This is a genomic window from Salinisphaera sp., from assembly GCF_035690525.1.
Taxonomy (GTDB): Bacteria; Pseudomonadota; Gammaproteobacteria; order Nevskiales; family Salinisphaeraceae; genus Salinisphaera.
Genome location: NZ_DASSKM010000172.1, coordinates 1 through 19,062, shown reverse-complemented (window position 1 = coordinate 19,062; position 19,062 = coordinate 1). Strand labels below are relative to the sequence as shown.

Annotated in this window: 20 protein-coding genes; 7 read left to right on the top strand and 13 right to left on the bottom strand. The window is 65.2% G+C overall.

Annotated elements, in window-relative coordinates; genetic code table 11:
- The 5 genes from VFJ08_RS13215 to leuC form a co-directional block, all read right to left on the bottom strand.
- A partial coding sequence (locus tag VFJ08_RS13215; RefSeq protein WP_414707076.1) for a type IV pilus assembly protein FimV occupies positions 1–464 on the bottom strand: 464 nt, incomplete at its 3' end.
- 257 nt (positions 465–721) lie between these two features.
- Positions 722–1,798, bottom strand: a complete 1,077-nt coding sequence (gene leuB / locus VFJ08_RS13210) for a 3-isopropylmalate dehydrogenase (RefSeq protein ID WP_324997687.1) — start codon at positions 1,796–1,798, stop codon at positions 722–724.
- Positions 1,799–1,948: 150 nt separating this feature from the next.
- Entirely contained in the window at positions 1,949–2,593 is a 645-nt protein-coding gene (gene leuD / locus VFJ08_RS13205; protein ID WP_324997686.1) for a 3-isopropylmalate dehydratase small subunit, read from the bottom strand.
- 11 nt (positions 2,594–2,604) lie between these two features.
- Positions 2,605–3,393: a methyltransferase domain-containing protein gene (locus VFJ08_RS13200; protein WP_324997685.1), complete on the bottom strand. Its 789-nt coding sequence runs from the start codon at positions 3,391–3,393 to the stop codon at positions 2,605–2,607.
- Positions 3,390–4,802, bottom strand: a complete 1,413-nt coding sequence (leuC, locus tag VFJ08_RS13195; protein WP_324997688.1) for a 3-isopropylmalate dehydratase large subunit — start codon at positions 4,800–4,802, stop codon at positions 3,390–3,392. The genes VFJ08_RS13200 and leuC overlap by 4 nt, the downstream gene beginning before the upstream one ends.
- 85 nt (positions 4,803–4,887) lie before the next feature.
- Here leuC and VFJ08_RS13190 point away from each other — a divergent pair, with 85 nt between their 5' ends.
- Both VFJ08_RS13190 and VFJ08_RS13185 read left to right on the top strand, forming a co-directional pair.
- A complete protein-coding gene (locus VFJ08_RS13190) occupies positions 4,888–5,829 on the top strand; it encodes a LysR family transcriptional regulator (protein WP_324997684.1) in 942 nt (313 codons plus the stop codon).
- On the top strand, positions 5,822–6,082 hold the full coding sequence (locus VFJ08_RS13185; protein ID WP_324997683.1) for a hypothetical protein: 261 nt from the start codon (positions 5,822–5,824) through the stop codon (positions 6,080–6,082). The genes VFJ08_RS13190 and VFJ08_RS13185 overlap by 8 nt, the downstream gene beginning before the upstream one ends.
- 126 nt (positions 6,083–6,208) lie before the next feature.
- On the opposite strand, the gene VFJ08_RS13180 is transcribed toward VFJ08_RS13185, so the two are convergent.
- Positions 6,209–6,778, bottom strand: a complete 570-nt coding sequence (locus tag VFJ08_RS13180) for a PH domain-containing protein (protein ID WP_324997682.1) — start codon at positions 6,776–6,778, stop codon at positions 6,209–6,211.
- A 179-nt stretch (positions 6,779–6,957) separates the two neighbouring features.
- Between VFJ08_RS13180 and VFJ08_RS13175 the strand changes: the two genes are divergently transcribed.
- Together VFJ08_RS13175 and VFJ08_RS13170 are read left to right on the top strand one after the other, a co-directional pair.
- The gene (locus VFJ08_RS13175) at positions 6,958–7,176 is read left to right on the top strand and encodes an antitoxin MazE family protein (RefSeq protein ID WP_324997681.1); all 219 of its coding nucleotides are present in this window, start codon (positions 6,958–6,960) and stop codon (positions 7,174–7,176) included.
- Positions 7,173–7,499, top strand: coding sequence for a type II toxin-antitoxin system PemK/MazF family toxin (locus VFJ08_RS13170; RefSeq protein WP_324997680.1), 327 nt, complete (start codon positions 7,173–7,175; stop codon positions 7,497–7,499). Before VFJ08_RS13175 ends, VFJ08_RS13170 begins: the two co-directional genes overlap by 4 nt.
- 23 nt (positions 7,500–7,522) lie before the next feature.
- Here the strand turns inward: VFJ08_RS13170 and VFJ08_RS13165 are convergent, their stop codons facing one another.
- The 4 genes from VFJ08_RS13165 to prmB form a co-directional block, all read right to left on the bottom strand.
- Positions 7,523–7,663 (bottom strand): hypothetical protein, encoded by a 141-nt coding sequence (locus VFJ08_RS13165; RefSeq protein ID WP_324997679.1) that lies wholly within the window; start codon positions 7,661–7,663, stop codon positions 7,523–7,525.
- A gap of 212 nt (positions 7,664–7,875) precedes the next feature.
- Positions 7,876–8,763: a L,D-transpeptidase Cds6 family protein gene (locus VFJ08_RS13160; RefSeq protein WP_324997678.1), complete on the bottom strand. Its 888-nt coding sequence runs from the start codon at positions 8,761–8,763 to the stop codon at positions 7,876–7,878.
- A gap of 70 nt (positions 8,764–8,833) precedes the next feature.
- The gene (gene aroC, locus VFJ08_RS13155; protein ID WP_324997677.1) at positions 8,834–9,937 is read right to left on the bottom strand and encodes a chorismate synthase; all 1,104 of its coding nucleotides are present in this window, start codon (positions 9,935–9,937) and stop codon (positions 8,834–8,836) included.
- A 4-nt stretch (positions 9,938–9,941) separates the two neighbouring features.
- Entirely contained in the window at positions 9,942–10,883 is a 942-nt protein-coding gene (prmB, locus tag VFJ08_RS13150) for a 50S ribosomal protein L3 N(5)-glutamine methyltransferase (protein ID WP_324997676.1), read from the bottom strand.
- 203 nt (positions 10,884–11,086) lie between these two features.
- On the opposite strand from prmB, the gene asd reads away from it, so the two are divergent.
- Positions 11,087–11,980 carry an archaetidylserine decarboxylase gene (gene asd / locus VFJ08_RS13145; RefSeq protein WP_324997675.1) on the top strand — a complete coding sequence of 298 codons (894 nt, stop codon included), beginning with the start codon at positions 11,087–11,089 and terminating at the stop codon, positions 11,978–11,980.
- A gap of 8 nt (positions 11,981–11,988) precedes the next feature.
- Here asd and epmA read toward each other — a convergent pair whose 3' ends face one another.
- The gene (gene epmA, locus VFJ08_RS13140; RefSeq protein WP_324997674.1) at positions 11,989–12,936 is read right to left on the bottom strand and encodes an EF-P lysine aminoacylase EpmA; all 948 of its coding nucleotides are present in this window, start codon (positions 12,934–12,936) and stop codon (positions 11,989–11,991) included.
- Positions 12,937–12,946: 10 nt separating this feature from the next.
- Positions 12,947–13,519 (bottom strand): elongation factor P, encoded by a 573-nt coding sequence (gene efp / locus VFJ08_RS13135; protein ID WP_324997673.1) that lies wholly within the window; start codon positions 13,517–13,519, stop codon positions 12,947–12,949.
- Between the two features lie 99 nt (positions 13,520–13,618).
- Here efp and epmB point away from each other — a divergent pair, with 99 nt between their 5' ends.
- Complete coding sequence (epmB, locus tag VFJ08_RS13130; protein WP_324997672.1) at positions 13,619–14,701, top strand: EF-P beta-lysylation protein EpmB; 1,083 nt, start codon at positions 13,619–13,621, stop codon at positions 14,699–14,701.
- Entirely contained in the window at positions 14,701–16,356 is a 1,656-nt protein-coding gene (locus VFJ08_RS13125; RefSeq protein ID WP_324997671.1) for an EAL domain-containing protein, read from the top strand. Before epmB ends, VFJ08_RS13125 begins: the two co-directional genes overlap by 1 nt.
- Positions 16,357–16,449: 93 nt before the next feature.
- Here VFJ08_RS13125 and parC read toward each other — a convergent pair whose 3' ends face one another.
- Positions 16,450–18,672, bottom strand: a complete 2,223-nt coding sequence (parC, locus tag VFJ08_RS13120; protein WP_324997670.1) for a DNA topoisomerase IV subunit A — start codon at positions 18,670–18,672, stop codon at positions 16,450–16,452.
- Between the last annotated feature and the right edge of the window lie 390 nt (positions 18,673–19,062).

Sequence of the window (19,062 nt, the reverse complement as noted above, 5' to 3'; positions counted from 1 at the left end):
TTCTGGCCGTCGTTCTGGCCGCGCGGCGTGCTCGCGCTCGAACGCGTGACGTTCATCGGCGCGGGCGCGCTCGAAGCGGGCGCGGCGACGCCGGCCGGATCGAGCATGGCGGTATATTCGCGCAGCATCGTGCCGTTGCCGGCATTGACCTGTAGCAGGAAATCCACAAACGGTTCGCTAATCGGACGCTTGGTCGCAATATGCACGACGGCCTGATGGCCACCTTTGCGGATCCGGGTATCGATACGAATACGGTCGACGGCGCTGCTGCGACGAATGCCGAAGCGCTGGAATCGCGCCGGCGGCGCCATGCCGACATCCAGCGACGCGCGATCGGACGCATCCAGGTTGTCGAGCACGACCGTCGCGTCGAGCGGCTGGTTGAGGTACGAATGCACCGTCATCGAGCCGAACTCCAGCGCAAACGCCGGGCCGGCGTATCCAGCCGCGACAATACCGGCCACGGCGACAGTTGCGGCGATCAGCCCGCCTCGGATAGCTCGATCGATGAAAACGGCCACGCCGTATGCAACCCCCTGTACTCCCCAAGCCGACCGTTTTTGGCCGACCGCATATAGACCAACTATTGGCCCACTATCGGCCGAAACGCGCCGTACTGTAACGCCGTCGGGATCCCCCACCCGCTCGGCGAGCGTCATGCGAGCACGGCCTAACAACCCGGCATGAAGCCGGGCCGTAGCGGCCTTATTGTTCGCTTGATTCAGCGTAGCATATCGACAATCGCGCCTCCCATTTCCCGGGTGCTCGCGATCTGGGTCTCGTCGTCCATAATATCGCGTGTCCTCAGGCCGCGATCCAGCGCGTAGCCAACCGCCGCCTCCACCTTGTCCGCGAGATCGCCGCGATCCAGCGTATAGCGCAGCATCATCGCGACCGACAGAATGGCGGCCAGTGGATTGGCCAGCCCCTGGCCGGCGATGTCCGGCGCGCTGCCGTGCACGGGCTCGTACAGACCCTTGCCGTGGGCGTCCATCGAGGCCGACGGCAGCATGCCGATCGAGCCGGTCAACATGGCGGCGGCGTCGGACAGGATATCGCCGAACAGATTGGAGGTGACCACGGTATCGAACTGCTTGGGCGCGCGCACGAGTTGCATGGCGGCGTTGTCGACGTACATATGGGTGAGCTCGACATCGTCGTACTCGGCGGCCAGTTCGTTTATCACGTCGCGCCAGAGCTGGGAGACGTCGAGCACGTTGGCTTTGTCCACGCTGCACAGGCGATGACCGCGCGCCCGGGCGATATTGAACGCGGCGCGGCCGATGCGCTCGATCTCGGCCTCGTCGTAGCGCATGGTGTTCCAGGCTTCGCGCAAACCGGCATCGCTCGTGCCGGTGCCGGCCGGCTTGCCGAAATAGATGCCGCCCGTGAGTTCACGCACGATCATGATATCGAGCCCGGACACCGCTGCCGGTTTGAGCGCCGAGGCGTGGGCGAGCTGCGGATAGAGGATGGCCGGACGCAGGTTCGCGAACAGCCCGAGCTCGCGGCGCAACCGCAGCAGGCCCGATTCGGGGCGCTTGTCGCGCTCCAGATTGTCCCAGGCGGGCCCGCCGATCGCGCCGAACAGCACGGCGTCGGCTGCGCGCGCCGCGGCGAGCGAAGACTCCGGCAGCGGATCCCCCTCGACGTCGATCGCCGCGCCGCCGACCAGCGCTTCCTCGAGCTCGATATCCAGCCCGTGATCACCGGCCAGCACCTCGAGCACCCGCACCGCCTCGCGACAGATTTCCGGACCAACGCCGTCGCCGGACATAACCAGAATTCTCGTGCTCATGAAAACGTCCTTGTTTAACCGTTGTAGTTAATCCGAAAAGACAAAAACGGTCCGCAAATAAACACAAATACACGCAAATATTCTTTGAATGACTTCTTTTATTTGCGTGTACTTGCGTTCATTCGCGGACGAATTTAATTGAAGAGATACTCACAATTCGCGGAAAAGCCAGGGCTTTTCGGCCGAGCGCTGTTGCTCGAACTCGCGGATCGCATCGGCATGGCGCAGCGTCAGGCCGATGTCGTCCAGCCCTTCGAGCATGTTCTTGCGTCGGTAGCTTTCGATCTCGAAGCCATAACTCGGGCCGTCCGCCAGGCTCACCTGCTGCTCGAACAGGTCGACCCGCAGACGCGCGCCGCCGGGCACGGCCGCGGCCTCGAACAGGGCATCGACCGCGGCTGTATCGAACGTGATCGGCAGCACGCCGTTCTTGAAGCAGTTGTTGTAGAAGATGTCGGCGAAGCTCGGCGCGATCACGCAGCGGATGCCGAAATCCGCCAGCGCCCATACCGCGTGCTCGCGCGAGGAGCCGCAGCCGAAATTGTCGCGCGCCAGCAGAATCGAGGCCTCGCGGAACGGCTCCTGATTGAGCATGAAATCCGGGTTTTCGCGGCGATCGGCGATCTCCACGTCCAGCCCGCCGGCATCCAGATAGCGCCAGTCGTCGAACAGATATGGGCCGAAACCGGTGCGGCGGATGGATTTGAGATACTGCTTGGGGATGATCGCGTCGGTATCGATGTTGGCGCGATCCAGCGGTGCGACCAAGCCCTCGTGAATGGTGAATGCCTGCATGGTGTTGTTCCTCAGTCAGGTTTGCGGGCGATAAAACGCAGCCGCACGTAAGGGGCGACCCATTGGCCGTCACGATGGCGCATCTCGCCGGCCAGGCGCTCGCGCACCGCGGCCACATAAGCGTCGCGCGCAGCCCCGTGTGCGAACGCGGTGACAAACGGGCGCGCGAGCGTGGTGAGCCAGTCGGCGATATCGCCCGGCAACTGCGTGGGCCGCTCAAAGGTATGCGAACGCTCGATATGAAAGCCGGCGGTCGCCAGCCGATCCAAATACGCGGTCTCGGTGGGGAAATACCACGGATCGAGCGTATCCGGCTCGTGGCCACGGGCATCGGCCTCAGCGCGCAATACCGCACGAATCGGCGCGACATTACCCGATGCCCCCATTTCCGCGACGAACCGGCCGCCGGGCTTAAGCCGCGCGAAGACATGTTCGATCACCGCTTGCGGATCGTCATGCATCCAGTGCAGCGCGGCGTTGGAGAACACCGCATCGAACGCGCGATCGAGCGCGGCCACGGCGCCCAGCGCCCGGGCGTCGGCCACCACGGCCGTCAGCCCGCGCTCGCGCGCGGCCGCGACCATCGAGGCACTGCCGTCGACGCCGACCATATCGGCGCCGGCGGCGGCGATCCGCTCGGTGAGCGCGCCGTCGCCGCAGCCCAGATCGAGAATCGTCTCGCCGGGCGCGGGCGCCAGCCAGTCGATCAAATCGGTCGCCAGCTCGGCGACGAAGCGCGCGTTGCGGGCGTAGTCGCCGGCCCGCCAGCCGCCGGCGTCGATTTCGGCCGCGCCGCTCACCGGCTCACGTCCAGCGTGCGGATATCGACGAAATGGCCGTGCACCGCGGCGGCGGCGGCCATCGCCGGGCTAACCAGATGGGTCCGGCCGCCCTTGCCCTGGCGGCCTTCGAAGTTACGGTTCGAAGTCGAGGCACAGCGTTCGCCGGGCAGCAGATTGTCGTCATTCATGCCCAGACACATCGAGCAGCCGGCGTCGCGCCATTCAAAGCCCGCGGCCTTGAAGATCGCGTCCAGGCCTTCCTTTTCGGCCTGCGCTTTGACCAGCCCCGACCCCGGCACGACCATCGCGAGTTCGATGTTCGGCGCGATGCGCCGGCCTTTCAGGTATTTCGCCGCCACGCGCAGGTCCTCGATCCGCGCATTGGTGCACGAGCCGATGAATATCTTGTCGAGCATGATCTCGGTGATCGGCACGCCCGGCGTTAAATCCATATAGTCCAGCGCCGCGCGCCAGCCCTCGGTCTGCCCGGCCCTGGGCGCGGATTCCGGCTCGGGCACGCGATCGGTGACGGGCACGACCATCTCGGGCGAGGTGCCCCAGGTCACTTGCGGCGCGATCTCGGCGGCATCGAGCACGACCACGCGGTCGTATTCGGCATCGCTATCCGAGACCAGCGTGCGCCAATAGGCCTCGGCCGCCGCCCACTGCGCGCCCTCGGGCGCGTAGGTGCGCCCGCGCATGTAGTCGATGGTGTGGTCGTCGACCGCCACCATGCCGGCACGCGCGCCGGCCTCGATCGACATGTTGCAGATCGTCATCCGCCCTTCCATCGACAGCGCGCGGATGGCCTGGCCGCCGTATTCGATCACATAGCCCGTGCCGCCGGCAGTGCCGATCTTGCCGATGATGGCGAGCATGATGTCCTTGGCCGATATGCCCGGCGCGGTCGCACCGTCCACGCGCACCAGCATGGTCTTGGACCGGGCCTGCGGCAGGGTCTGGGTGGCCAGCACGTGCTCGACTTCCGAAGTGCCGATACCGAAGGCCAGCGCGCCGAAGGCGCCGTGGGTGGCGGTGTGCGAATCGCCGCAGACGATGGTCATGCCTGGCTGGGTCGCGCCCTGCTCCGGGCCGATGATGTGCACGATGCCCTGGCGGCGGTCGCCCATGCCGAACAGGCGGACGCCGAAGTCGTTGCAGTTGACTTGCAGCGCCTCGACCTGGGCGCGCGAGATCGGGTCGGCGATGCCGCCGTCGCGGTTGACCGTGGGCACGTTATGATCGGGCACCGCGAGATTGGCGCTGGAACGCCAGATGCCGCGATGGGCCAGGCGCAAACCTTCGAATGCCTGCGGCGACGTCACCTCGTGCACCATGTGCCGGTCGATATATAGCAGCGCGTTGCCCGCTTCTTCGCGGACGACGTGTTCATCCCAAATCTTTTCGTACAGCGTGCGGGCCATGATCGACTCTCGTTGCTTTAGCTTGCGCGGAGTTTAGGTCCGGACTATCGATTACTCAAATGAATCTTTTTCCGACACGAATTCCCTTTTGGAATACAATGCCGGCATGCGTATCGATGCCCTGCAAGCCTTCATGGCCGTCGCGGAACTGGAATCGTTTCAGGACGCGGGACAACGCCTGCATCTGAGCCAGCCCGCGATCAGCAAGCGTATCGCCGCGCTCGAAGCCGAACTCGAGCACCGGCTTTTCGACCGGGTCGGGCGCAAAGTCGGGCTGACCGAGGCGGGACGGGCGTATTTGCCGCATGCGCGCGAAACCCTGGCCGCGCTGGCCGACGGCGAGCGTGCGCTCGACAACCTGGCCGACCGGGTCGCGGGCACACTGGAACTGGCGGTGTCCCATCATGTCGGCATGCACCGCATGCCCGAGGTGCTGCGCGCGTTCATCGCCCGCTATCCGAACGTAGCGCCGCAGATCGAATTCGCCGATTCCGAACACGCCTGCCAGCGCGTGCTCAACGGCGAGTCCGAACTGGCGTTGATTACCCTGCCGGTCGCCGCGCACCCCACCCTGATCGCGCGCACCATCTGGCCCGATCCGCTGGCAATCTATGCCGGGCGCACGCACGCGCTGGCCCGTCGGGCCACGGTAACGTTCGCCGAGCTGGCGGCGCACGCCGCAGTCCTGCCGCCGCCGGACAGCTACACCCATCGAATCATCGAGTCTGCTCTGGCCGCGCACGGCGTCACCGTAACCGCACGGATGACCAGCCACTCGCTGGAAACGCTGCGCATGCTGGCCGACGTGGGCCTCGGCTGGACGGTGCTGCCCACGGCCATGCCGCACCCGCTCACCCCGCTCGCCTTACCGCCGCTGGCCATGCGCCGCGAACTGGGCGTCATGCGCCATCCGCAGCGACACTTATCCAACGCCGCGCGTGCGCTGCTGGCCATGCTGGACGCCGAGGCCAGGTCGAGTGGTTCGAATCTATCGAATCAAGACCGAAACCACGTTAAAGCGGATGGCTGAGTCGATGGGAATCTCTGCGGCGTATCTATCGAGCGTCAAAACTGGCGCTAAGCCACTGACGGAGAAAGTGGTTGTGGGAGCAATAGATTTCTTCAGCGCCCAAGAGGGTGTTGATACGAGTGAAATTCGGGGCGCGGCGGATAAGACGATTCAGACCTTAGATATGACAGACATGGAGGAAGATGATCGAGAACTAGTAGCAGCCTTTGCTCGACGAGCTTCGATTGCGAGCAACGAGTTCAAGGCAGATTGAAAACGACTCTTGGATGAGGAAATGTAAATGAAACGTATGGGAATCACCGGAGGCCGTGACGGATCGAACGCTCGCGAATCGAGCGGCTTGCGGGATTGACCGGACGCCCGCTCCGGCGTGCTTGCATCAAGATAGCAACTTGGCCTTCTCTGATTGGAACTCAGCGTCGGTTAGGACGCCCTTCTCTTTGAGTCCGCTGAGCCTCTCGAGTCGACTAATAACGTCGTTAGAATCATCTTGGCCAGCCGACACGTCCTGACGCACGGTGCCGCTAACGCTGCTTCGCTGATCTATCAGATCGCGTATTTTTTTCGCAAAATGGGCAGCGGCTTTCTTCTGCACTTGGTCGATTTTCCATTCCTTCGACGAAACCTGCAGCTTGATCTTCGCCAAAAGCATTCCACTGTGCGACGACACCGAGTCGATCTTATCCAGCGCGATCTCGGTCTGTTTGAGACCGTAGAACATACCTTTGTCTAGAAAGACAACGCGGCGATCAGTCAACACCAAAAGCCAGGTGTTGCTATCAAGCATCCCCGAGGCGAAGGCCACGACTTCCTCACCATCGAATAACACCTCCGGGAGATACTTTAGCTCTTTCTTCGTGAAAAACTGATCATCCCCTATTTCCTTCGCCATACGCTTGGCTTCAAGCAGCAACGCGGCCTTATCGGCATTTTTGAAATCAAAACCCATCTGGCTGGTCCCTGCTTCTTTTAACAATACAGGCAATATTGACTTCGGCGCTGTATTCTTAAATAGCCGACTCGGGCTTTACCGCTTGAGCCGCCGCTGACAGCCTACCCAAAACGGCAGCGCTGTTGCTTGTAACGCCGAGCATTGTAAAATGTTACAAGTAACAAATGGAGGTCACCATGCCGGACGTGAACTCACGAGTTCAAAAGCATCGCGACGCGCTGCGCATGGCCGGGCTTCGCCCCGTGCAGATATGGGTACCGGATACGCGCGGGCCGCACTTCGCGGCCGAATGCCGCCGCCAGTCCCGTCTCGCCGCCGAAGCGGATAAGACTGACACGGATTTGGAACAGGTCATGGAAGAAGCGTTAGCCGATATGGCTGGTTGGACCGAATGACGCGGGGCGCGTTCGTAACCATTGCCATGCAAGGCGATTTTGGTAAACCAAGACCGGCCTTGGTCATACAGGCCGATCAATTCGACGCGCTGGCCACCGTGACGGTGTTGCCGATAACCAGCACCCGGGTGGACGCGCCATTATTTCGTATCCCGATTCAGCCGAGCGCGACCAATGGCTTACAAAAGCCTTCGCATGTCATGGTCGACAAGGCCATAACCGTCAAACGCGACAAAATCGGCCAGGTCTTCGGGCGTATCGACGCGGATTCGATGTTGACGGCCGAGCGCTGTTTGGCCGTATTCCTGGGCATCGCCAAGTAGCCGTCGTCCCCTCGCCGTTACCCTTAGAACGCTCCCGCGTCCGCCCAGGCTTGTTCGGTGATAATCACCAGCGGTAAGCCGTCGTCGCGGTACGCCATCGCTTTTTCAATCTTGCGGCCATAGGTTTCGTGCGCCCAACTGTCGGTGACATAAGTGCCGAGCACGAATGGCACTTACTTAAGCTTGAACGGCTTTAGGATAAATAAAATGACTGACCCAATATTCACACGGCGGTGGATAGTGGTTTAAAGCTTTCGCCGAGCTTGCGGTTGGGGTAGCCCTGTTGTCGTATGAAGTGGCGTGCTTCGAATACCATTCGGGTCAGACACATTTATTACACCACAGTAGTGCTCCAGGGCGTGTGCCCACGCCCTTATCAGCTTTCGCGCAAGATGCGCCAGGCGCCGTCTTCGTGCACAAACAGCATGTGCTTGGTCAGCCGGCGATCGGCTTTCGGCGAACGGTAGTGTTCGTGAAAACTGGCTTGGGCGCGCTTTGCGCCGGCCGGCGCGACTTGCACGTCGGAAACGCTGACGCGCACCGACGGCGGTTGGCTCAGCCGCGCGCGCTGGTTGCGCAGCCACTGGGCCCGCGTGGTGTCGCCGGCCGGCTGATAATTGTTGCTGTAGACGGCCAGATAGGCCGCCACGTTTTGCTGCGAGCGGGCGCGGGCCCAGCGCGCCAGCACGGCATCGATCGCCCGGCTGAGTTTGGCCGGCGCGGCGGCGTTAGCGGGCGCCGCGGGCACGTTTGCCAGCGCCGGCAGCGCTTGCCGCAGACCGTCGAGCCGGCGCTGCATGGCCTGCGCGTCGGCGCCCTGTTGGCGGGCGGCCAGCCAGGCTCGCTGCGCCAGCGCGGCGTAGATATCGCCGAGGTTGGACCGTGCCGCAGCGTAACCGGGCTCGGCGGCAACCGCTCGGGCGAGTGCGCGGCGCGCGGCCTCGAGCCGGCCGCGGCGGGCGTATAGCACGCCCAGGTTATTCCAGACGCGGGCGCGCTGCGGATACTGCGCGGCCAACATCCGGTAGCCGTCGATGGCACCGGCTATGTCGCCGATCCTGGCCTTGGCCATCGCCTGGAAAAAACGCGCTTGCGGGTCGTTCGGCTGGTCTGCGAGCCGGGCGCGGGCGGCGGCGAGCGCCCGGCTGGCCTGGCCACTGTCAAGATCCCGGGCAACCGCGGCCGCGTCCCAGGCAGCGGCCGCAGCCGGCAGGCTGGCCGTAAGGGCGAACGCGCATGCCATGCGCCGCCAGATTGGATTCATCACGCGACCCCCCTTCGCCGCTGCGAATGGGCTTATTTTAGCCGGTGTCGGCGAAGGCGCAAAGCGCGGCTTAAAACAGCGGGTCGCCGGCCAAGGGCGTCATGGGCGGCGTTACGTCGGCATTCTGGCCACGATGGCGCAGCGCATGGTCGAGCAACGTGAGGCCGAGCATGGCCTCGGCGATCGGCGTGGCGCGCAGACCCACGCAGGGGTCGTGGCGGCCCGTGGTCCGCATCGGCGTGGCCTGGCCGGCGGTATCGACCGTATTGCCGGGGATGGTGATGCTCGAGGTCGGCTTGAGCGCCATGCTCGCGCGGATCGCCTGACCGGTGGAAATCCCGCCCTGAATGCCGCCCGAGTGATTGCTCGCGAACCCGCCAGGTCCCATTTCGTCGCGATGCTCGGAGCCGCGCATGGCGACCACGTCGAAGCCGTCGCCGATCTCCACGCCCTTGACCGCGTTGATGCTCATCAACGCCTTGGCGATATCGGCGTCCAGCCGGTCGAACACCGGCTCGCCCCAGCCCACCGGCACGCCGGTGGCGATCACGTCGATGCGCGCGCCCACGGAATCGCCGTCGCGGCGTAGCTGGTTGATATAAGCTTCGAGTTCAGCCACGCGGGCCGGTTCGGCGCAGAAGAACGGGTTGTCGTCGGCCGCCGTCAGATCGGTGCAGGCGAGCTTTATCTCGCCCATCTGCGCCAAATAGCCGGCGATCCCGATGCCCCAGCGCTCGGCCAGAATCTTGCGCGCAATCGCCCCGGCCGCTACCCGCACCGCGGTCTCGCGCGCCGACGAGCGCCCGCCGCCGCGGTAGTCGCGGATGCCGTATTTCTGCAAATAGGCGTAGTCGGCGTGGTTCGGCCGGAACACATCCTTGATCTTGGAATAATCGCGCGAGCGCTGATCGGTGTTCTCGATGACGATCGCGATCGGTGTGCCGGTGGTCACGCCCTCGAACACGCCGGAGACGATACGGGCCTCGTCGGCCTCGCGGCGCTGGGTGACATAGCGCGAGGTGCCGGGCTTGCGCCGATCGAGATCGCGTTGCAACAGCGCCTCGTCGATCGCCACGCCGGGCGGACAACCGTCGACCACGCAGCCGATCGCCGGGCCGTGCGATTCGCCGAACGAGGTTACCGTGAAATGCCGGCCCCAGGTATTGCCTGCCATAAAATTACGCTCCCACCTTTTGGGCATCGACCCAGGCCGCCAGATCCTCGGCCTCGATCGCGCCCACGCCCATGCCGCCGCGTTCGAGATCGATCCAGGTGACCGGCAGATCGGGATAGCGCTGTTCGAGGTCGAACGCCGAGGCGCCCACTTCCATGATCAGCAGGCCGTCCTCGACGAGATAGGCCGACGCCCCGAACAGGATACGCTCGACCAGCGACAGGTCGTCCGAATCGCCGTGGAAGGCGAAGCCCGGCTCGTGCCGAAACTCGGGCTCCAGTCCGGACCACTCGCCCTGGGTGACATAGGGCGGATTGGTCACGATCAGATCGAAACGTTCGGCGGGCAGACCGTCGAACATGTCGGCTTTCACCAGTTCGACCTGCGGGCCGATATCATGCCGCTCGCAGTTGATCGCGGCGACTTCCAGCGCCTCGGCGCTGGCATCGGTGGCGACCACACGTGCATCGGGAAACGCCGCGGCGCAGGCGATGGCGATCGCGCCGCAGCCGGTGCACAGATCGAGAATCGCCAGCGGCTCGCGGTGGCCGAGCCAGGGCTGGAAGCCGTGCTCGATCAGCTCGGCGATCGGCGAGCGCGGCACGATCACGCGCGCGTCGACGAAAAATTCCATGTCCGCGAACCAGGCGCTGCCGGTGATATAAGGCGCGGGCAGCCGGGTCTCGATGCGGCGCTCGATCACCGCGATCACGCGTTCGCGCTCGGCGCGCGTCAGCGTACTCTCGAGATAAGCGTCGGGCAGGCCCGGGTCCAGATCCAATGCGTCCAGAACCAAGTGGGCGGCTTCGTCGATCGCGTTGTCGCTGCCATGACCGAACGACAGATCGGCGGCGACGAAACGCGACGCGCCCCAGCGGATGTAATCGACGATGCGCGTCAGGGTCGCGGCGGTCTCGGACGCCGGTTCGGCGATGTCGCTAGCCATAGTCTCACTCGCGGGTGCGCCCGCTGCGGTTGATTGAACGAGGCGCGATCGCTGCCGCGCATCGAGCGAATCGGGAAACGCCGCATCGGCCGGGCACCGGGCGTGTCAACGATTCGGATTAGCGCTCTAGGATAAACCAGATCGCCGGGCTTGCGCCGTTGCGCTAGGATTTCGGGTCGCCCGTGGTCTTGGTCTGGATTGTCATGTCCGCTGTTCCGGTCCGCTTCACCGATCGTCTGTTCGTCTTCGCGCAGTGGTTGCTGCCCACGCGGGCGATCTCGCGCCTGGCTTTCGCGATCGCCGAAATCCGGCTGCCGCGGCTCAAGAATGCGCTGATCCGCGGCTTTCTGCGCGCCTATCCGGCGATCGACATGAGCGAGGCCGCCGAGCCGGAACCGGCCCGCTACGCCTGTTTCAACGCGTTCTTCACGCGCGAACTCGCCGGCGGCGCGCGCCCGACGCCCGCCGACGCCGACGCGCTGGTGTGCCCGGTCGACGGTCAGCTTGGCATGTTCGGCACGATCGAGACCGGCCGGCTGTTCCAGACCAAGGGCGTGGCCTACGATCTGCGCACGTTAGTGGCCGGCGACGACAGCCTGGCGGCGGCCTTTTTCGGCGGGCGCTACGCCACGTTCTATCTCGCGCCGCACAACTACCACCGGGTGCATATGCCGCTGGACGGCCGGCTGCGCGAGACCTACTACGTGCCCGGGCGTCTGTTCGGCGTCAATCCGCGCTGCGTGCGCGCCGTGCCGAGGCTGTTTTCGCGCAACGAGCGGCTGGTGAGCTGCTTCGATACCGCGATCGGGCCGGTCGCGGTGGTGATGATCGGCGCCTTCATCGTCGGCGGCATCCATACGCGCGCCGCCGGCCGCGTCTGTCCGCCGCACGAAAAAGCGCGGCGCCATACCAGCTATAGCGATGCCGGCGCGGCCGATCATCACTATGCACGTGGCGAGCAGATGGGCCACTTCATGCTCGGTTCGAGCGTGATCCTGCTGGCCGGACCCGATGCCTTCGCTTTCGATCCGGAACTCGCAACCGGCCAGGCGGTCCGCCTGAATCAGCCGCTCGGGCGCCTCGTGCCGGGCGCTTGAGTGAAGCCCTAGTCGGCGCGCGCGAACGGCAGCACGGCCGTGATCGAGTTCCTGTTTTCGAGCAGCGCGAGCAGGCGATCGACACCCAGCGCGACCCCGGCACAGCGCGGCAGGCCGGCGGTCATGGCGGCAAGCACGTCCTCGTCCATCGGGGGCACCGGGCCGCCCTGCGCGACGCGGGCCTGTTGCTCGCGCGTCATACGTTCACGCGCAAGCCGCGCATCGACCAGTTCGCTCGCCCCGTTGGCAAGCTCCACGCCACGCCAAAAACATTCGAACCGCAGCGCACAGCGCGGGTCCCGCGGGTCGCTCGCCACCAGAACGGCATCGTCGGCCGGGAAATGGGTGACGATTTCCGGGCCCTGGTGGCCCAGCATCGGCTGCACGATGGTCGCCATCAGCAGATCCAACCAGAACACACGATCGCCGCCCGCCGGGGCTGCGCCGACCGGCGCCACGCCGAGCGCTCGCGCCTGGGCGCGCAACGCGTTCGCATCGGCTTCGAGCGGATCGAGACCGACGAGCGACGAAAACACGTCCCGGTAGCGCCGGCGCGCACCGACAGGCGGCGCACCCAGCCCCGCCAGCAGCGTGTCAAGCCGTTCGATCGCCTCGTTCATGCCCTCGTTCACGCCATACCATTCGAGCATGGTGAATTCGGGCTGGTGCCAGCGCCCGAATTCGCCGGCGCGAAAGACATGGCCGAGCTGATAAAGCGAGCCCGCGCCCTCGGCGAGCAGCCGCTTGAGCGCATGCTCGGGCGACGGCACGAGATACCCGTCCTCGCCGACCGCCATGCACGCGAGCGCGCGTTCGCTGGGCGCGGCGGCCGCGAGCAGCGGCGTATCGACCTCGAGCAGCCCCTGCCCGGCCATGAACGCGCGGATGTCCGCCAACAGCCGCGCGCGCGCCGTGAGCGTCGCCCGTGCGATGCCCGAGCGCCAACGATCGGACATCGGGGTTCCCTCAGCTTTCGCTGGCGCGGGAGACGTACTCGCCCTTGCGGGTATCGATGCGCAGAGTCTCGCCTTCCTCGATGAACAGCGGCACCTGCACCACCGCGCCGGTTTCCAGCGTGGCCGGCTTGGAACCGCCGGACGAGGTATTGCCGCGCACGCCCGGATCGGTTTCGGTGACCTGCAGAATCACGAAATTCGGCGCATCCACCTGCAGCGGCACCCCGTTCCAGAGCGTCACGTCGCAGCTGTCCTGCGGCTTGAGCCACTTGCCGGCATCGCCCACCGCGGCCTCGCCGGCCTGGTACTGCTCGAACGAATTCGGCTCCATGAAATGGTAAAACTCGCCGTCGTGGTACAGATACTGCAGGTCCAGATTGAACACATCGGCGGCTTCCACCGACTCGCCCGACTTGAAGGTTCGCTCGACCGTGCGATTGGTCTTGAGGTTGCGCACCTTAACGCGGCTGAAAGCCTGGCCCTTGCCGGGCTTGACGAATTCGTTCTCGACGATGGTATACGGGTCGCCGTCGAGAATGATCTTCAGACCGCCCTTGAACTGGTTGGTGGAAAACTGCGCCATAAAACGAAACTCCCGACGAAACTTCCAGCGAAACTCCGAGGCCAAGACGCATCGCGCTGGCACGCGCCGCGCCCGACTTAGGCCCTATACTTGTTGAGTATGAGCACCCGCCCCGCGCCATCGCGGACCGAGCCGCGCAGTCTATCGTATCGCGACGGCGACTGGCAGCAGGCCATGCGCGATGCCGTCACCGACGTCGACACGCTGTTTTCGGCACTCGATCTGCCGGCCGAACACAAGCCCGCGGCGCGACGCGCGGCGGCGCTGTTCGGGCTGCGCGTGCCGCGAAGCTACGTCGCGCGCATGCGGCGTGGCGATATCGCCGACCCGTTGCTGCGCCAAATTCTGCCGCTGGACGCGGAGTTTTCCGACCCGCCCGGCTTTGTCGACGACGCCGTGGGCGATTGGGCGAGCGCGGCCGGTGACGGACTGCTGCACAAATACCACGGGCGCGCGCTGCTGGTGACCACCGGCGCCTGCGCGGTGCACTGCCGCTACTGTTTTCGCCGCCACTTCGATTACAGCGCCCAGCACGCCGGCGGCTCGCATACCGAGGCCGCGCTGGCGCGCCTCGCGGCCGATCCCGCTATCGGCGAAGTGATCCTGTCCGGCGGCGATCCGCTGTCGCTGTCGAACAAACGCTTGTCGATGCTCGGCGCGCGCCTGGATCGTATCCGGCATGTCAGGCGGCTGCGTCTGCATACGCGCACGCCGATCGTCCTGCCCGAGCGGGTCGATGGCGGCTTGCTTGCATGGTTGGCCGATCGGCGCGCCCGGGTCGTGGTCGTCGTTCATGTGAATCATGCCAACGAACTTTCTCCTCAAGTTATTGATGCGCTGGCCGATATTCGTTCAACCGGCGCCCGATTGCTCAATCAGGCGGTGTTGCTCGCGGGCGTCAACGACGATCCCGCGGCGCTCGCCGAACTGAGCGAGGCGCTGTTCGAGGTCGGTGTCATGCCCTATTACCTGCATCTGCTAGATCGCGTTCGTGGTACCTCTCATTTCGAGGTGGACGAAACGCGCGCGATAGCGCTGATGCAAGACCTCGCGGCGCGATTGCCGGGCTATCTGGTGCCCAAGCTCGCGCGCGAGGGCGCGGGCGACGACGCCAAGAGCGTACTCGGCGTGCCGGCGCGATCAATGAAAACAGAGCCGAGAAGAACAAAGGGGACGAGGTAATGACCATTGCCGACGTAACAAACGAATATCGACCGAGCACGAGCAACGTCGAACTCGAACAACAAAGCGAGGGCGCCCGCGCGCGCCTCGACGGCGCCGTACTGGTCGACGCGACGCCGCGTTTCGCCGATCTGATCGGGGCCGAAGCGCCCGATGCCATCAACGGCCAAGCGCTGGATAGCTGGCTGTCCAAGGGCGACATCGCGCGGCTGGCCGCCGCCCGTGCCCACTTGGACGACGATTGCGGACCGACCGGCCGCGGCATCATCCTGCGTCGCGCCTCGGCCGGCGCCACGCATCCGCTGTCCGCGCATCTGTACACCGACGCCGACCGCAACCAATGGCTGTCGCTCGCGCCGATGGAAGCCACCAGCGTGCCGATTCTGGGGCTGAGCCCGATCGCCGATGCCCGCATGGCGCTGCATCGGCATCTGGCCAGCATCAGCCGCTGGTCGAATACCGGACGGCTGCGCGGGCTGGTGTTCGTAGCCATCGACGGCATCGCCGTCCTACAGCAGCAATTCGGACTGGCCAGCACCGACGGGCTGCTCGAGGAAGTCAGCCTGTTCCTGATCGACAACCTCGCGGATACCGATCGCTGCTTTCGTTTCGCTGTCGGCGAGTATGTGCTGTCGATCGAGCGCGCCGAGCCGGCCGAAGTGAGCGCCACCGCCGAAGCCTTGGTTCGCGCCATCGGCGGTACCGAATTCGGCAACGATCAGCGTGCGATGCATGTCACGGCCAGCGTGACCGCGATCATGCTGGGCGCGGAATCCACCGCCAACGATCGCCGTCTGCAACAGCTGGTCGACAGCGGTTACCGGCTGCGCGAGGCCGGCGGCGACGCGTTTCGCGAGTGCGAGGGCGAGCCGCTGGCCGACGCCGGGGCGGGCAGCGGCGCCTGGCAGGCCCGTGTGGAGCAGGCGTTGGCCACGGACCAATTCCGGCTGGCTTTTCAGAGCATCACCAGCCTGGCCGGCGACCAGCGCCGCTATTACGACGTGCTACTGCGCTACGTCGACGACCACGGCGGCATGATCATGCCGGCCAATTTCCTGCCGGCCGCCGAACAGGCCGGGCTGATGCCGCAGATCGACCGCTGGGTCGCTCGACGCGCGGCGCGCGTGATCGCCGATCAGGCGGCCCGCGACATGGAGCTGACGCTGTTCGTCAAACTGTCGAACATCACGCTCGACGACGCCGATGCGTTCATCGAATGGCTGGCCGAAGACGAAGCGATAAGCGCCATAGATGCGCAGCAGATCGTGTTCTGCCTCCGCGAGTCGGATGCGCGTTCACGCGTGGCGGCGACCCGTCAGCTGGCCGCCGAGCTGGACCGTCGGGGTTTTCGTTTCGCGCTCACCCATTTTGGCGAGTCGGACAGCCAGACCCCGATGATCGAAAGCCTCGCCCTATCGTTCATCAAGCTGGCGCCGGCATTCGCGCGGCAGCTGGCGGAACAGAACAACGAAGATACCCGTCTGCAGCACATCGTCGATTTCGTTCGCGAGCATCGCGTGCCGCTGATCGCCGAGCATATCGAGGATGCGGCCAGCATGGCGCGGCTGTGGCAGGCCGGGGTAAACTACGTCCAGGGCCATTTCATTCAGGAGCCCGACCCGGCCGCGCTGCAGCGCGGCGAAACGATCGATTGATCCGCCCTCGCCATTCGCCAAGCCCGTTCGCCAGGCCCGTTCACCGTGCCGGCGAGCGGGTCGGCGCTGCACGCAATTCAGCCCGCCGGGTTCTCAGGATTGGCGCGACAGGCGCTGCACCTGGGTAAAACCGCGCGGCAGGCGCTTGCCGCGCGAGGCCCGCGGTCCGCGGTAGGCGTCGCGCTCGGCCGGCCCCAGCGTCATATGCCGCTTGCCGCTGTGGATGACCAGCGTCTGCGCGCTCGATACCGCCTGGATCGCGATCACCGCTTCGCCCGCCTTGAGCGCGATCAGCTTGTTGCCCTTGCCCTTGGTCAGTTGCGGCAGCTCTTCCAGCGCAAGACACAGCAATTGCCCGGCCGTGGTCACCACACAAACCTCGGGATCGTCGCCGGCGACGGTGGTCGGCGCCAGCGCGGTCGCGCCTTTGCCGGGCGTGAGCGTGGCCTTGCCCGATTTCTGCTTGCTCGCCATGTCGGACAACGGGACGGCAAAGCCGTGACCGGCGGTCGAGGCCAAGACACAGGTCAGAGTCTCGCCGCCAATCGCCATCCCCACGAAACGCGCCCCGTCGGCCGGCGATAGGCTGCCGGTGAGCGGTTCGCCCTGGCCGCGCGCCGAAGGCAGCCGGTGCGCGGCCAAGCTGTAACTGCGGCCGGCCGAATCCAGCACGATCAGCGTATCGTTCGAGCGCCCGGAGGCCGCGGCCAGATAATCGTCGCCGGTGCGATAGTTCATGCCGGCGGCGTCGACATCGTGGCCCTTGGCCGAACGAATCCAGCCTTCGCGCGATAGCACCACGGTGATGTTCTCGCTGGGCATGAGGTCGGCCTCGGACAGCGCCCTGGCCTGATTGCGCTCGACCAGCGCGCTGCGGCGCTCGTCGCCATAGGCTTCGGCATCCGCGGCCAGTTCATCGGCGATCAAACGATTGAGCCGGGCCTTCGAGCCCAGCGTCGCCTCGAGTTCGGCGCGCTCGGCTTCGAGCTCGCCCTGCTCGCCGCGGATCTTGAATTCCTCCAGCTTCATCAAGTGCCGCAGGCGCAGGTTGAGGATGGCGTCGGCCTGGACGCCGGTAATGGCGAATCGATCCATCAGCACCGATTTCGGCTCATCCTCGGTGCGGATGATATGGATCACCTCGTCGATGTTCAGATAGGCGACCAGCAGGCCTTCGAGGATATGCAACCGGTCGGTGACCGCGTCCAGGCGATATTCCAGGCGCCTTGTAACCGTGGTGGTGCGATAGGCGAGCCATTCGGACAGCAACTCGCGCAGATTCTTGACCCGGGGCGCGCCGTCCAGCCCGATCATGTTGAGATTCACCCGCACGTTCTTTTCGAGACCGGTGGTGGCGAACAGATGCGCCATCATCGCCTCGATGTCCACGCGGTTGGACCGTGGCACGATCACCAGCCGGGTCGGATTTTCGTGATCCGACTCGTCGCGCAGATCCGAGACCATCGGCAGCTTCTTGGCGCTCATCTGGCCCGCGATCTGCTCCAAGACCTTGGCGCCGGAAGTCTGGTACGGCAGTTCGTTGATCACGACCTCGCCGGCTTCGACCGTATAGGTCGCGCGCACCCGGATCTGGCCGTTGCCGGTGGCATACAGCTGCCGGATTTCGGCCGCCGGCGTAATGATCTCGGCCCCGGTCGGGAAATCCGGCGCCGGCAGATGTTCGATCAGGGCATCGACATCGGCATCCGGGTTGTTCAGCAGATGGATCGTGGCGCCGACCACTTCGCGAACGTTGTGCGGCGGAATATCCGTGGCCATGCCGACCGCGATCCCGGTGCCGCCGTTCAGCAAGACATTGGGCAGGCGCGCCGGCAGCGTTTCCGGCTCGTCCAGCGTGCCGTCGAAGTTCGGCTGCCATTCGACCGTGCCCTGGCCCAGCTCGGACAGCAGCGTGGCGGCGTAAGCGGTCAGGCGCGACTCGGTATAGCGCATCGCCGCGAACGATTTCGGATCGTCCGCCGTGCCCCAGTTGCCGTGGCCGTCGACCAGCGGATAGCGATAGGTGAACGGCTGGGCCATGATCACCATGGCCTCGTAACAGGCCGAATCGCCGTGCGGATGAAACTTGCCGATCACGTCGCCGACCGTGCGCGCGGCCTTCTTGGGCTTGGACGCGGCCGACAAGCCCAGCTCGGACATGGCATAAACGATACGCCGCTGGACCGGCTTCAGCCCGTCGCCGACGTGCGGCAACGCGCGGTCGAGGATGACGTACATCGCATAGTCGAGATACGCCTTCTCGGCAAAGGCGTTGAGCGGCAGGCGCTCGCTGTCGTGTTCAAAAGTCGTGGCCATCGTGCCTCGCTGGCGGATCGTTCGCGTCGTACCGGCGGCATGCCGGCGCGGAGCCTGTTGACGTTTCATACAAGGCCCGCGTTGGCGCCGCAAATTGTGCCAGGCAAGGCGCGAGCCGCAGGTCGTGGCGTGCCACGATCAAAGCGAGCAACGCCGCATGGCGCAATTTGCGGCCCAACCCTACGGGACAGCGGCCATTGGGCCGCAATCCAGCGTTGCCGCTCACTCGTGTAGAGCGACTACACCGCACTCGCGGCGCCTCGACTTGCAGCCCAATGGCCGCTGGCGCGGTCTCGTATGAAACGTCAGCAGGCTCGTGGAAGGTACCCGCCCGGCGGCGGCCACGGCAAGCTGAATCAGTCCGTCAGTGCACGCCGCGCAGATGCTTAT